Source organism: Micromonospora arida (assembly GCF_003857035.1).
GTDB lineage: Bacteria > Actinomycetota > Actinomycetes > Mycobacteriales > Micromonosporaceae > Micromonospora > Micromonospora arida.
The window spans coordinates 1-13545 of sequence record NZ_QGSY01000312.1 but is presented as its reverse complement, the minus strand read 5'-3'; the positions used below and the strand labels follow the sequence as shown (position 1 = coordinate 13545).

General features: G+C 71.6%; 12 protein-coding genes. 7 read left to right on the top strand and 5 right to left on the bottom strand.

Going from position 1 to position 13545, the window contains the following annotated elements:
• Together DLJ58_RS31140 and DLJ58_RS31135 are read left to right on the top strand one after the other, a co-directional pair.
• The coding region (locus DLJ58_RS31140) for an AAA family ATPase (protein ID WP_148098024.1) at nucleotides 1-1144 on the top strand (1144 nt) is incomplete at its 5' end.
• The gene (locus tag DLJ58_RS31135; protein WP_124861976.1) at nucleotides 1144-1764 is read left to right on the top strand and encodes an HAD family hydrolase; all 621 of its coding nucleotides are present in this window, start codon (nucleotides 1144-1146) and stop codon (nucleotides 1762-1764) included. The genes DLJ58_RS31140 and DLJ58_RS31135, both read left to right, overlap by 1 nt.
• A 180-nt stretch (nucleotides 1765-1944) precedes the next feature.
• Here DLJ58_RS31135 and DLJ58_RS31125 read toward each other — a convergent pair whose 3' ends face one another.
• From DLJ58_RS31125 to DLJ58_RS31105, 5 genes are all read right to left on the bottom strand, one after another.
• Entirely contained in the window at nucleotides 1945-2475 is a 531-nt protein-coding gene (locus DLJ58_RS31125) for a DinB family protein (protein WP_124861985.1), read from the bottom strand.
• A gap of 42 nt (nucleotides 2476-2517) precedes the next feature.
• Nucleotides 2518-3012, bottom strand: coding sequence for a universal stress protein (locus tag DLJ58_RS31120; protein WP_244219207.1), 495 nt, complete (start codon nucleotides 3010-3012; stop codon nucleotides 2518-2520).
• A gap of 9 nt (nucleotides 3013-3021) precedes the next feature.
• Nucleotides 3022-4641, bottom strand: a complete 1620-nt coding sequence (locus DLJ58_RS31115; RefSeq protein WP_124861973.1) for an MDR family MFS transporter — start codon at nucleotides 4639-4641, stop codon at nucleotides 3022-3024.
• A 144-nt stretch (nucleotides 4642-4785) separates the two neighbouring features.
• Complete coding sequence (locus DLJ58_RS31110) at nucleotides 4786-5226, bottom strand: MarR family winged helix-turn-helix transcriptional regulator (protein ID WP_244219206.1); 441 nt, start codon at nucleotides 5224-5226, stop codon at nucleotides 4786-4788.
• Between the two features lie 9 nt (nucleotides 5227-5235).
• Entirely contained in the window at nucleotides 5236-6963 is a 1728-nt protein-coding gene (locus tag DLJ58_RS31105; RefSeq protein WP_124861970.1) for an alkaline phosphatase D family protein, read from the bottom strand.
• A 128-nt stretch (nucleotides 6964-7091) separates the two neighbouring features.
• On the opposite strand from DLJ58_RS31105, the gene ftsY reads away from it, so the two are divergent.
• From ftsY to DLJ58_RS31080, 5 genes are all read left to right on the top strand, one after another.
• Nucleotides 7092-8273, top strand: coding sequence for a signal recognition particle-docking protein FtsY (ftsY, locus tag DLJ58_RS31100; protein ID WP_112603473.1), 1182 nt, complete (start codon nucleotides 7092-7094; stop codon nucleotides 8271-8273).
• A 6-nt stretch (nucleotides 8274-8279) separates the two neighbouring features.
• A complete protein-coding gene (locus tag DLJ58_RS31095) occupies nucleotides 8280-9143 on the top strand; it encodes a phosphotransferase (RefSeq protein WP_181539524.1) in 864 nt (287 codons plus the stop codon).
• A 275-nt stretch (nucleotides 9144-9418) separates the two neighbouring features.
• On the top strand, nucleotides 9419-10831 hold the full coding sequence (locus tag DLJ58_RS31090) for an ammonium transporter (RefSeq protein WP_124861966.1): 1413 nt from the start codon (nucleotides 9419-9421) through the stop codon (nucleotides 10829-10831).
• A 25-nt stretch (nucleotides 10832-10856) separates the two neighbouring features.
• Entirely contained in the window at nucleotides 10857-11195 is a 339-nt protein-coding gene (locus tag DLJ58_RS31085; RefSeq protein WP_172862163.1) for a P-II family nitrogen regulator, read from the top strand.
• Between the two features lie 16 nt (nucleotides 11196-11211).
• Entirely contained in the window at nucleotides 11212-13542 is a 2331-nt protein-coding gene (locus DLJ58_RS31080; RefSeq protein WP_124861963.1) for a [protein-PII] uridylyltransferase, read from the top strand.
• Nucleotides 13543-13545 lie beyond the last annotated feature (3 nt).

Below are 13545 nucleotides of genomic sequence, written 5' to 3'. Positions count from 1 at the left end.
GGCCACCGCGGAGCGGGCCGCCCGGGAACGCGCGGCGGCGCGGCGGGCCGCCCGCGCCCGGGGCGCGGGCATCGCCCGGTCCGTCGCCGGTGGTGCCCGGGAGGCGCTGACCCGGCTGACCACCTCGATCGCGACGGCCGAGGAGCACCGCGACGCGGTCGCGCTGGAGCGCGCCGCGCGGGAGGCGGAGCTTCAGGAGGTACGCGGTGCCGCCAAGCGGCTCGGTGCGGAGTTGGAGCGGCTGACCAGCCAGGTGCACCGCGACGAGGTGGCCCGGGCGGAGCAGCGGCTGCGCATCGAGCAGTTGGAGGCGAAGGCCGCCGAGGACTTCGGGCTGGACGTGGAGACGCTGGTCGCCGAGTACGGTCCGACTCAGCCCGTTCCGCCGACCCAGGTGGACGTCGCTGCGGCCGAACGGGACGGTCTGCCGGTGCCCGAGCCGGTGCGCTACGAGCGGCCGGTGCAGGAGAAGCGGGCCGCGAAGGCGGAACGCGAACTGGCCCTGCTCGGCAAGGTCAACCCACTCGCGCTGGAGGAGTTCGCCGCGCTGGAGGAGCGTTTCAAGTTCCTCTCCGAGCAGTTGGAGGACCTCAAGGCCACCCGTCGGGACCTGCTCACAGTGGTCAAGGACGTGGACGAGCGGATCCTGGAGGTCTTCGCCAGCGCCTTCGAGGACACCGCCCGGGAGTTCGAGCAGGTGTTCACAGTGCTCTTCCCCGGTGGCGAGGGACGGCTGATCCTCACCGAACCGGACGACCTGCTCACCACCGGCGTCGAGGTGGAGGCCCGCCCGCCGGGCAAGAAGATCAAGCGGCTGTCGCTGCTCTCCGGTGGCGAGCGGTCGCTGACCGCGGTGGCCATGTTGGTGGCGATCTTCCGCGCCCGGCCCAGCCCGTTCTACATCATGGACGAGGTGGAGGCGGCCCTGGACGACGTCAACCTGGGCCGGCTGATCACGTTGCTGGCACAGTTGCGCGAGAAGAGTCAGCTGATCGTCATCACCCACCAGAAGCGGACGATGGAGATCGCCGACGCGCTCTATGGCGTGACCATGCGCAGTGGGGTCACTCAGGTGATCAGCCAACGGCTCAACCGGGCCGACGAGGACGACCAGCGGCCTGGCCGCGGCGAGGAGAACGGGTAGTGGCTCGGGAACGCGCGACGGCGCTCCTGCTGGACTTCGATGGCGTACTGCGCCGGTGGGACCCGGCGGTGGCTGCCGTTGTCGAGCGGGAGTACGGCCTCTCCGAGGGTGTGCTCGGCGAGATCGCCATGCAGTGGGGGCGGCTCCAGCCGGTGCTCACCGGCCAGGTCAACCACGCCGAGTGGATGAACAGCGTGGCGGACGCCCTGACCGAGTCGGTGGGCAGCCCGGAACGGGCCCGCGCCGCGGTGGAGCAGTGGCAGAGCTACCGGGGAGAGGTCGACCAGGAGGTGCTGGCGTTCGTCCGGGAGGTCCGTGCGGCGGGCGTCCGGGTCGGGCTCGGCACCAACGCCACCGACCTGCTCGACGCCGACCTGGCCGCACTCGGCCTGGTCGGCGAACTGGACGTGGTGGTCAACTCCTCGGTGATCGGCGTGCACAAGCCCGCCCCGGAATACTTCAAGGCCGCCTGCGTGGCCCTGACCACCCCGCCGGCCCGGGTCCTCTTCGTCGACGACGAGGACTGGGCCGTGCGGGGTGCCCGGGCCGCCGGGCTGTCGGCGCACCGCTGGGGCGGCCACTCCGACCTGCGTTACCTGCGGGCGGCTCTGGACTACTGAGCCGCGCCGCCTGTCAGCGCAGGCCGGGGACCTCGGCCACCGTGAACGGTGGTGCCGGCGCGGTCGCGTTGAGCTGGCTGTTGACCCACAGCAGCCGGTCGTTGTCGCGGGCCAGGGTGGTCGGGGACTGCTCCAGGCCGGCGGTGTGGGACTTGGCTGACCGGTTGACGGGGCAGCGGGTCAGTCGCCGGTGACGCCGTCGATGCGTTCCCGGATCAGATCGGCGTGGCCGTTGTGCCGCGCATACTCCTCGATCATGTGCACGTACACCCAGCGCAGGCTGAAGGTGCGGTTCCCGTCGCTGCGGGTCAGCCTGAACGTGTCGTCCAGGGACCGCCCCTCGGTCGCCGCGCGGGCCGCTTCGACCTCGGCCCGGAAGGCGGCGAAGGCGGCCTCCGCGTCGGCGCTGGCCGCAGCGTGGAAGTCGGCGTCGTTGTCGGTGGTGTAGTCAAAGAGGTCGGGCAGGTCCTGGCCGGCGAAGCGTTGGCGGAACCATGAGCGCTCCACATCGGTCATGTGCAGGACCAACCCGAGAAGGTTCAGGCCGGACGGCTCGACGCTTGCCGTGCGCAACTGCTCGGCGGTCAGGCCGGCACACTTGTGCAGCAAGGTGTCGCGGTGGTAATCGAGCCAGCCTTCCAGCATGGTGCGCTCATCAGCGACCAAGGGCTCGTGGCTGCGGTCGATCTCCGGTGCTCTCCAAGTCGTCATCGGGTCATCCTGCGGCTCGGGCAAGACAGTCGCGAGCGGTTTTCAGGGCACCACGACGACTGGCCAGCGGCCGGCGCGGACCAGGCGGGTGGCGACCGAGCCGACCAGGCGGTGCCCGGCCTGCTCGGAGGCACCCACCACCACCATGTCGGCCTGGAACTCGTCCGCCGCCGCGCGCAGCTCGGCGTACGCGTCGCCGCGCCGGCACAGGAAGGTCACCCGCAGGCCCAACTCCTCGGCCCCGCGCCGGCACTCCCGGCGCAGCTCGTCGGCCAGCTCGTCGTGGGTCCGCTGCACCGCGCCGGCGTCCATCCCGGGCACCAGGGCGGTCAGGCCGCTCGACGAGCTGACGAAGACCACCACCAGGGAGGCGCCCTGCCGGCGCGCCAGGCCGGCGGCGTAGGAGCCGGCCCGCTCGGAGGTGCGGGTGCCGTCGACACCCACCATGATCACCCGAGGGCCGTCCGTGCCCCGTTCGAAGGGCAACGGGCGGGTCCGGGGGCCGAACTCCTCGCGGTCCGGTGCTCCCACGCTCATGGTTCTACCTCACCTCTGCTCACCGGTACGGACCACGGCTGCGCCAGCGCCGGCGGCGACTGTCGATTCCCGCTCGACCTCGCCGGAAACCGGGTCGCCGTTGTGCTGCCGCAGAGGTACCTCCTTGATGAAGGCGACCGCGATCAGCGCGATCAGCGCGAAGGGCGCGGCGGCCAGGAAGATGTCGCCGGCACCGTGGCCGTACGCGCCCTCCACGACGGCCCGCAGCGGGCCGGGCAGGGTGTGCACGTCGGGCAGGGTGCCACCCGAGCCGGAACTGGACGCGGGGATGCCGAGCTGGGCCAGCCCGTCGGCGGTGTAGTCCTTGACCTTGTGGGCGAGCACCGCGCCGAGGGCGGCGACGCCGATCGCGCCACCCAGGCTGCGGAAGAACGCCACCACCGAGCTGGCCGCGCCGAGCTCGTGCGGACCGACGGTGTTCTGCACGGCGAGGACCAGGTTCTGCATGGTCATGCCCAGACCGACGCCGATCACCAACATGTAGACGCTGAGCAGGGTGAAGCTGGTGTCCGCGCGCAGTGTGCCCATCAGCGCGAAGCCGACGGTGAGCAGCGCCGAGCCGATCACCAGGTAGCGCTTCCAGCGGCCGGTCTTGGTGATGACCCGACCGATGACCGTGGAGGAGACCAGCAGACCGAGGATCATCGGCAGGGTCATCAGACCGGACATGGTCGGGCTCTGCCCACGGCTGATCTGGAAGTACTGGCCCAGGAAGATCGACGCGCCGAACATGCCCACACCGACCGCGATGCTCGCGACGACGGCGAGGGTGATGGTGCGGTTGCGGAACAGCCGCGGCGGGATCATCGGCTCGGCGGCCCGGGTCTCGACCCGGATCGCCAGCGCGCCGAGCACCAGGGCCCCGAGGACCATGGCGGCGGTCTGCCAGGACGCCCAGGCGAACTGGTCACCGGCGAGCGAGACCCAGATCAGCAGCAGCGACACGGCCGCGGTGATCAGGGTGGCGCCCCACCAGTCGATCTCGGCCTTCCGCTTGACCACCGGCAGGTGCAGGGTCTTCTGCAGCACGATCAGCGCCACGATGGCGAATGGCACGCCGACGTAGAAGCACCAGCGCCAGCCGAGCCAGGAGGTGTCCACGATCACGCCGCCGATCAGCGGGCCGCCGATGGTGCCGACGGCCATCACGGCGCCGAGGTAGCCGCTGTAGCGGCCCCGCTCGCGCGGCGCGATCATCGTGGCCATGATCACCTGGGCCAGCGCGGTGAGGCCGCCGGCGCCGATGCCCTGCAGCACGCGGCAGGCGATCAGCTCGCCGGTGCCCTGCGCGAGGCCGGCCAACACCGAGCCCAGCACGTAGATGCCCAGGGCGAGTTGGACAAGTGTCTTCTTACTGGTCAGGTCGGCCATTTTGCCCCAGATAGGGGTGGTCGCGGTCGTCGCGAGCAGGGCCGAGGTAACCACCCAGGTGTACGCGGACTGGCCGCCGTGCAGTTCGGTGATGATCCGCGGCAGCGCGTTCGAGATGACCGTGGAGGAGAGGATCGCGACGAACAGGCCCAGCAGCAGGCCGGAGAGTGCCTCCAGGATCTGCCGGTGGGTCATGGTCACGGCGGTCGCCTGGGGAGGCGCTGTCGCCTGGCTCATCGTTGTTGCCTCCGAGCGGAGTCGAGGTGGAACGGCGGGGCTGGTACGCGCGGGCCGCCTGAGAGTTGCCTGAAGCAACCGTATGCCTTGGTTGCCTAGAGCAACAACTTGACGGACCGCGATGCTATTCCGTGTTCGACGCCCCTACTGCCAGGAGTCGTTGAACCGGCCGAGCAGCCGAGCGAAATCCTCGACGTCCTGGGCCGGCCAGTCGTTCAGCGTGCGCAGCAACTCTCCCACCCGCGCGGACCGGGCAGCGTCGAACCGGCGCTGGCCCTCCTCGGTGAACGTGATCTGCGCGGCCCGCCGGTCGCTCGGATCGGGGTCGCGGTAGACCAGGCCGAGGACCTCCAGGGCGTTGATCTGCCGGCTGAGCGTTCCCTTGCCCACACCGAGCCGCGCCGCCAACTCGGTCAACCGGATCGACCCACTGCGCCGCAACCAGAGCAGCAGCCCGTAGGTGTTCGGCTCCAGGTTCGGGTGCACCTCGCGGGCGATTTCCCAGGAAACCGCCCGCCCACGACGCAGCAGGGCGGTCAACTCGTGCTCGACCGCCCGGATCGGTTCTGGCAGGTGCTCGTCCACGCGTAGAGACTACGGCGAGGTCGGCCGTGCAGCGGCCGAGAGTCGGCGTCGCATCACGGGGCGTAGGTGGCCGTCCTTCGTGGTGCCCTCGATGACCACGTCGGCCCTGCGCCCCTCATGCGTCAGGGTGGCGACCGCGTTGCCGAAGTAGGGACCGGCCAACTTGCGCCACCGCACCCCCGGCCGGCGGACACCCGCGGAGCGGGCCAACGCCCGGGTGGCGCCGGCCGGACCGGCCGACCAGCCCATCTTCATCAGCGGGCGGATACCGGCCGGCACCTGGTTGTGGATCGGCGAACAGGTGAGCTGGTGCACCGGGGTCACCACCGCCGGGTCCGGGAACCGGGCCCGCGCCACGTACGAGTGGTGCACGTCACCGGAGAGCACGCTGATCGACGCCGGTGGGGCGTACGCCGGGCCGGCCCCGATCCGCGCGCCGGACTGCCGCGGCGTGCCGGTGCCGATGCGGGCGAACGTTTCCGCCAGCGCCTCGAAGGACCGCCGGAACGCCGCCCAGTGCTCCAGGTCCAGGGCGCGGCGCAGCTTCTCCGCCCCGCGCGCCACCCACGGTCGGCGTGAGTCCGCCAGCTTCTCGTTCCACGCCTCGATGTGGTGGATGCCCTGCGGCAGCAACCAGGGCAGCGACGCGCCGACCACCAGGTGGTCGTAGACCCCGTGCGCCTGGTCGAGGAACCAGGCCCACTCGCCGGGCGGCAGCATCGCCCGGCTGTTGGGCTCGAGCACCCTGCTGCACCGGTTGTCCAGCATGACCAGCCGGGTCCGGCCCAGGTCCAGTGCGTAGCTCCACTGATACTGCACCGCGCGCCAGCGCTCGGTGTCGTGCGCCAGGTCGGACTCCTGGTCGACCCGGTGGCCGAACTCGCGCAGCACGTTGGTGGCGTCCTCGGCGGCGGCGACCTTCGCGAAGACCGGATCGGCGACGATCTCGTCGGGGGAGAGGTTGCCCAGGTGCTGGTAGACCCAGTACGAGGCGAGCCCACTGCCGATCCGCTCCTGCCACCAGGGTTGCTCGCGCACCTCGGCTCGCCACGCCGCCGAGGTGTTCCAGTCGTCGATGATCTCGTGATCGTCGAAGATCATCACGCTGGGCACTGTGGAGAGCAGCCAGCGGATCTCCGGGTCACGCCAGGACTCCAGATAGAGCTTGGTGTACTCGTCGAAGCTCACCACCTGGTCGGCCGGAGCGCCCTTCGGCCGCCGCCGCCGCCGACGCAGCAGCCGGCGCACGGTGGGCGAGGTGACGTCGGCGTAGACCTGGTCACCGAGCAGCACCAGTAGATCGGGCAGCGGGTTCGACTCCGGGTCGGCCATCAACCGCCGGGCGTACGCGTCCAACGCGTCCGGTGGCAGTTTGCGGGTGGTGGCGTGCTGGGTGGTCTCGCGACACGAGCCGAAGATCAGATTTACCGGCTGGTCCCGATCGTCGGCGGCCCGGGTGCGGATCACGCTCGGCGGGAACCCGCTGCTCGGCACCGGCCAGACGATCTCGTCGTCGACCAGCACCTCGTAGGTGGTCTCGCTGTCCGGGGCGAGGCCCTCCACCACCACGAGGGCGTAGTGGTGGTCGTACGCCGAGAAGGTGGGCGCGGCGCCGGTGGCGCCGCCGGCAGTGCGGACGGTGACCACGGCGGGCGCGGCGGTCTCCACCCAGATCGTCGCCCGGGTGTCCACCACTCGCCGCAGAAGTGGGCCGATGAGGAGGTGTGCGGCGGGCATGCGGCCGAGCCTACCGCCGGTTCGCTGGTGCCGGCCGGGTGCGGTGCTGAGAGCCCCAGCACCGCTTCGGGCACGGCTCGGGGTGCGGTGGCTGGGACGCCGCCGCCGGCATCTGACAGGATTCCGGCATGGCCGAATATCTCGTCCTCGCTCTGGTCCTGCTCGGTGTGCTGATCGCCGGCACAGTCGGGCTGGTCGTGCCGCGATTGCGGCGACGGCCCGAGCCCCCGCTGCCACGCACGGAGGTCGACACCAGGGCTGAGGAGGATCTCGCCGGCCCGCCGGTCGAGGCACCGGAGTCCGATCTGTCCACCGGCGTCCTGGTCGAGCCGCCGCCGGTGCTCGAACCGCAGGTCGAGGTCCCCGAGCCGACCGCCGGGCGGCTGGTCCGGCTCCGCTCGCGGCTGTCCCGCTCCCAGAACGTGTTCGGCAAGAGCCTGCTCGGCCTGCTCGCCCGCGACCACCTCGACGAGGACGTCTGGGAGGAGATCGAGGACAGCCTGATCACCGCCGACGTCGGCGTCGACGCCACCCGCGACATCGTCGACCGGCTCCGCGAGCGCACCCGGGTGCTCGGCACCCGCTCGGCCTCCGAGCTGCGGGCACTGCTCGCCGCCGAGCTGGTCAACGCGCTCGACCCGAGCCTGGACCGCTCGTTGCGGACCGCCCCCAAGGACGGCGTGCCGGCGGTGGTCCTGGTCGTCGGCGTCAACGGCGCTGGCAAGACCACCACCTGCGGCAAGATCGCCCGGGTGCTGGTGGCCGACGGTCGCAGCGTGCTGCTCGGCGCGGCGGACACCTTTCGGGCCGCCGCGGCCGACCAACTGGAGACCTGGGGCTCGCGCGTCGGAGCGGAGACCGTGCGGGGGCCCGAGGCCGCCGACCCGGCCAGCGTCGCCTTCGACGCGGTCAAGCGGGGCATCGACACCGGCGTGGACACCGTGCTCATCGACACCGCCGGCCGCCTGCAGAACAAGGTCGGCCTGATGGACGAGCTGGGCAAGGTCAAGCGTGTGGTGGAGAAGCAGGGCCCGATCGACGAGACACTGCTCATCCTGGACGCCACCACCGGCCAGAACGGCCTGGAGCAGGCCCGGGTCTTCACCGAGGTGGTCAACGTGACCGGTGTGGTGCTGACCAAGCTCGACGGCACCGCCAAGGGCGGCATCGTGATCGCCGTGCAGCGCAAGCTCGGCATCCCCGTCAAGCTGGTCGGCCTCGGCGAAGGCAAGGACGACCTGGCCCCGTTCGACCCGGCGCAGTTCGTCGACGCGTTGCTGGGGACCGAGGCCACCGGCCGGGACGCGTAGTCTCGGGTGACCACTGACGATCGCGCGTACGCGGGCTGGCGTGACCCCGGCCATCCTTCGCAGCGCCTCGGGAGACCGTACGTGACTTCGCAGGAGATCCCGCTGCACGGCGGCAACGTGAGCACCGTTGTCCGCGTGGGTGACACGGTCCGGCGCAACGCCGGGCCGTGGACCCCGTCCGTACACGCGCTGCTGCGCCACCTGGAGTACGTGGGGTTCACCGGCGCCCCTCGGGCGCTCGGGATGGACGAGCGCAATCGTGAGGTGCTGTCGTACCTGGAGGGGGAGTGCGGAGAATATCCGCTCGCCCCGCACTGGGTGACCGACGAGGCCCTGGTCACCGTCGCCACCATGCTGCGGATGTTCCATGACGCGCAGTACGGCTTCACCCCTCCGCAGGCGGCGGTCTGGCGCTCGTTCGGCCCCCCACCACCGGACACCGAGGTGATCTGCCACCACGACGCCGCGCCGCACAACGTGATCTGGCGTCCGGACGGCACCCTCGGGCTGATCGACTTCGACCTCGCCTCGCCCGGAGCGCGGATCTACGACGTGGCGTACGCGGCCTGGACCTGGGTGCCGATCTTCGCGGACCGGGACTCGATCACGCTGGGCTGGAAGCACCCGGACCGCCCGCGCCGCCTCCGGCTCTTCGCCGACGCGTACGGGCTGATCCCCCGGGACCGGCACCGGCTGATCCGGACCATCCGTAAACGGATCGTGGACCACGTCGAGGGGATCCGGCGGATGGCTGCCGCCGGTGAGCCGGCGTTCGTCCGGATCGTGCACAAGGGCCACCTGCGTCGACCGATGCGCGATCTGCGGCTGCTCGACTACGAGCGGCACGCTCTGGAGAACGCCCTCCGCTGAGCGCCGGTCGGGCGATGCTCGGCCCGGCCGGTCACGCGCACCGGTCGATGCCGCTGACCGGTCAGCTATCGACGATCGCCGTCCGGTCGATCCACCTTCGTCCATGCCGACGACTGTGCGGAGTTCGTGACACGTCCGAAACAACCCGTCACGAAACGGAAACCCGCACGGGACCCAAAGTGAAACAGCCGGCCGCGAAGCTTCCGCGCAACCGGCCTACGGGCGACGCTGCCCCGGAAAGCCGCGAAGGAGGACTTCACCTTTAGGAGGCCAGCGTGCCTGAAGCACCGACGATCGACGGCGCCAATACCACGTGGCTGCTGGTTTCGACCGCGCTCGTGCTGCTCATGACCCCCGGACTGGCGCTGTTCTACGGCGGCCTCAACCGGGCCAAGGGCGTACTCAACATGATGATGATGAGCTTCTCGGCTATCGGGCTCATCTCTATTCTGTGGTGGTTCTACGGATTCAGCGTCGCCTTCGGGGCCGACGTGAACGGCTTCTGGGGCGACCCGGGCGCGTACCTCGGCACCAAGACCTTCCTCGCCGAAACCGACCTGTGGGGTGCCACGGCGGAGAACCCCAGCGGCATCGGGGTCCCGCTCTACGTGTTCATGGCATTCCAGATGGTCTTCGCGGTGATCACCGTCGCGCTGATCAGTGGTGCCATCGCCGACCGGGCCAAGTTCGCCGGCTGGCTGCTGTTCGCCTTCGGCTGGGCCACCCTGGTCTACTTCCCGGTCGCCCACTGGGTGTGGGGCGGCGGCATCATCGGCGGCGACATCCACGCACTGGACTTCGCCGGTGGCACCGCGGTGCACATCAACGCCGGTGCGGCGGCCCTGGCCGTGGCTCTGGTGCTCGGCAAGCGGCTCGGTTGGCCGCGTGAGGGCATGAAGCCGCACAACATCCCGCTGGTCGCGCTCGGTGCGGGTCTGCTGTGGTTCGGCTGGTTCGGGTTCAACGCCGGCTCCGAGCTGACCGTCGACTCGGTCGCCGGCCTCGCCTTCATCAACACCCAGCTCGCCACGGCGGCTGCGGTGCTCGGCTGGATCGCGGTCGAGTGGATCAAGGACCGGAAGCCGACCATGGTCGGTGCCTCGTCCGGTGCCGTCGCCGGCCTGGTCGCCATCACCCCGGCCTGCGGGTTCATCGCCCCCTGGGCGGCCGTCCTGCTCGGCGTCGTCGCCGGGGCCGTGTGCGCGCTCGCCATCAGCCTCAAGTACAAGCTCGGCTACGACGACTCGCTCGACGTGGTCGGCGTGCACTTCGTCGGTGGTTGGATCGGGTCGCTCTGGCTCGGTCTCTTCGCCACCAACTCGGTCAACTCCGCGATCACCGACGTGGTGGGCGCCTCCGACGGCCTCTTCTACGGCGGCGGCGCGACCCAGCTCGGGCGGCAGGCCCTCGCCGGCCTGATCGTCACCGTCTGGTCGTTCGGCATCGCCTGGGTGCTCGCCTTCGTCATCGAGAAGACGATCGGCTTCCGGGTCAAGGGTGAGGACGAGGTCGAGGGCATCGACATCGCCGAGCACGCCGAGAGCAGCTACGACCTGTCCCCGGCCGGCGGCGGCAGCGGCAGCGCGTTCGCGATGGCCGGCATCGGCACCCCCGGTGGCGGCACGACGAGTGGTGCCAAGCCGGAGGCGGAGCCCGCCGAGCCGGTCAGCGAAAAGGTCGCCGGTTAACGTTCCTGGGATGGAGGGGTTGGACATGAAGCTGGTGACCGCAGTCATCAAGCCGTACCAACTGGACGCGGTGAAGGAGGCCCTGCACGCCCTCGGGGTGGCCGGGCTGACCGTCAGCGAGGTTCAGGGGTACGGGCGGCAGAAGGGGCACACCGAGGTCTACCGGGGTGCCGAGTACACGGTCGAGTTCCTGCCCAAGATCCGGGTCGAGGTGCTCACCGACGAGATCGACGTCGACAAGGTGGTGGACGCCATCGTCGGAGCGGCCCGCACGGGCAAGATCGGTGACGGCAAGGTCTGGGTCACCGGTGTCGAAGAGGTCGTCCGGGTGCGTACCGGCGAACGCGGCCTCGACGCACTCTGACGCGGCCACGACTGACATGACCTCGTTGATCAAGAAGAACGCGTCAGGACCCGCCGATGACGGCGACGCGAACCTCTTGATCAACGAGGTCGTCGGCGTTCCCGGGGGGATCGGGGAAGCGGCCCGGCGAGGGCGGGCCGCCGCCTACGACTCGTTTCTGCGGGGGTTGCTGCCGGCGCGGGACGGGGTGGCACTGCTGGCCGTCGGGGGCTTGGGTCGGCGGCAGTGTGCCCCGTACAGCGACCTCGACCTGGTGCTGCTGCACGCCGGGGTGCCCGGCACCGACGAGTTGGCCGCCTCGGTCTGGTACCCGATCTGGGACGCGGGCCTGCGGCTCGACCATTCCGTACGCACCGTCGCCGAGGCGCTCTCGGTGGCCCAGGACGACGTGAAGGTCGCCCTCGGGCTGCTCGACGCCCGGTTGATCGGGGGGGACCAGACGCTGGCCGACGCGCTGATCCGCACCGCCGCCGATCACTGGCGGCGCACCGCGGTCCGGCACCTGCCCGGCCTGCGGGAGGTCACCGAGGCCCGTTGGCAGGCCCACGGTGAGCTGGCGTTCCTGCTGGAGGGCGACCTCAAGGAGGCCGCCGGTGGTCTGCGTGACGTGGGGCTGCTGCGGGCGATCTCCGCCGCCGGCATCACCGACGCGCTGCGTCCCGCCGTACGCGCCGCCCACCTGCGCCTGTTGGACACCCGCGACGCGCTGCACCAGCAGGTCGGCCGACGGGTCGACCGGCTGGTCGCCCAGGAGCGCGACGGAGTGGCCACCCTGCTCGGTCTGCGACAACTCCAGCCCGGCGCGTCTGACGCCGCGCGGCGGCCGGGAGCCGTCGTGGAAGACGGCGACGCGCTGCTGCGTCGGGTCGCCGGTGACGCCCGCACGGTCAGCCACGCCCTGGACGACGCCTTCCGGGCCGCCGACCGGCTGCGCTCCGGCCGCTCCCGGGGCGGCAACGGCCGCCCGGCCCGCCGCCCGGTCGCCCGCGACGTGGTCGAACACGACGGCGAGTTGGTGCTCGCCCGCACGGCGATCGGGGCACGCCCCGACCCGAGCCTCTCCCTGCGGGTGGCCGCCGCGTCGGCCACGACCCGGATCCCCATCGCGCGGGCCACCTGCGAGTGGCTGGCGGCGTACTGCCCGCCCCTGCCGGCTCCCTGGCCGGCCGAGGCCCGGGCCGCGCTGATCACCCTGCTCGGCGCCGGTGCCGGCCTGGTGCCCGCCTGGGAGACCTGCGACCGGTACGGGCTGGTCGACGGCTGGCTGCCCGAGTGGACCCGGCTGCGCAGCCTGCCCCAGCACAACCCGGTGCACCGCTTCACCCTCGACCGGCACCTCGTGCAGACCGCGCACGAGGCCAGCCGGCACGCCCGCGAGGTGGAGCGCCCCGACCTGCTGCTCCTCGGCGCTCTCCTGCACGACATCGGCAAGGGCCTCCCCGGTGACCACAGCACCGTCGGTGTGCCGGTTGCCCAGGCGGTGGCCACCCGGGTCGGTCTGCCCGCGGCGGAGGTCGAGCTGATCGGCAAGCTGGTCCGGCTGCACCTGCTGCTGCCTGACGTGGCCACCCGCCGGGACCTGGCCGACCCGGTCACCATCGCCTCGGTGGCCGAGGCGGTCGGTGACACCGGCACCCTCGACGTGCTGCACGCGTTGGTCCGCGCCGACGCGGCGGCGACCGGGCCGGCGGCCTGGTCCGACTGGAAGGGCCGCCTCGTCGCCGAGTTGGTCGCCCGGGTTCGCACCGCGCTGGACACCGGCGTACTCCCCGAGCCACCCGCCCCGAACCCGGAGCTGCTGGCCGGGCCACTGCCGGTCGTCCACCTGACCGGCGACCGGGTGTCGGTCGCGGCGGCCGACCGGCGGGGTCTGCTCGCCACGGTGGCCGGCTGCCTGGCGCTGCACCGGCTGGAGGTGATCTCCGCGGACGCCTCCGCCGTCGACGGCCGGGCCCTGGTCGAGTGCCGGGTGCAGCCCCGCTACGGCCTTCCGCCGGACCCGGTCCCCCTCCGCGCCGACCTGCGCCGGGCGGTCGCCGGCGACGTGTCGGTCACCCAACGGCTGCGCGGCCGTGCGCTCGCCAGCCGTGGCGGTGGCGCGGCCCCACGAGTGGTCTGGCACCGCGAGGCGGCCACCGACGCCGTACTGCTGGAACTGCGCGCCGCCGACGCCGCCGGGCTGCTCTACCGGGTCGCCTGCGCGCTCGACGAGGCTGGCGCCCTGGTTCGCGCGGCCCGCATCTCCACCCTCGGCGCCGACGTGGTCGACGCCTTCTATCTGGTCGGCGGTTGGCCGGACGACGCCACCCGGGCCCGCCTGGAGGCCGCGGTCCTGGCCGCCGTCTAACCC

Coding starts and splice junctions, on each gene's coding strand:
- DLJ58_RS31125 (WP_124861985.1), bottom strand. CDS start 2,475: ATGACGACTTGGAGAGCACCGGAGATCGACCGCAGCCACGAGCCCTTG.
- DLJ58_RS31120 (WP_244219207.1), bottom strand. CDS start 3,012: ATGAGCGTGGGAGCACCGGACCGCGAGGAGTTCGGCCCCCGGACCCGC.
- DLJ58_RS31115 (WP_124861973.1), bottom strand. CDS start 4,641: ATGAGCCAGGCGACAGCGCCTCCCCAGGCGACCGCCGTGACCATGACC.
- DLJ58_RS31105 (WP_124861970.1), bottom strand. CDS start 6,963: ATGCCCGCCGCACACCTCCTCATCGGCCCACTTCTGCGGCGAGTGGTG.
- ftsY (WP_112603473.1), top strand. CDS start 7,092: ATGGCCGAATATCTCGTCCTCGCTCTGGTCCTGCTCGGTGTGCTGATC.
- DLJ58_RS31085 (WP_172862163.1), top strand. CDS start 10,857: ATGAAGCTGGTGACCGCAGTCATCAAGCCGTACCAACTGGACGCGGTG.
- DLJ58_RS31080 (WP_124861963.1), top strand. CDS start 11,212: ATGACCTCGTTGATCAAGAAGAACGCGTCAGGACCCGCCGATGACGGC.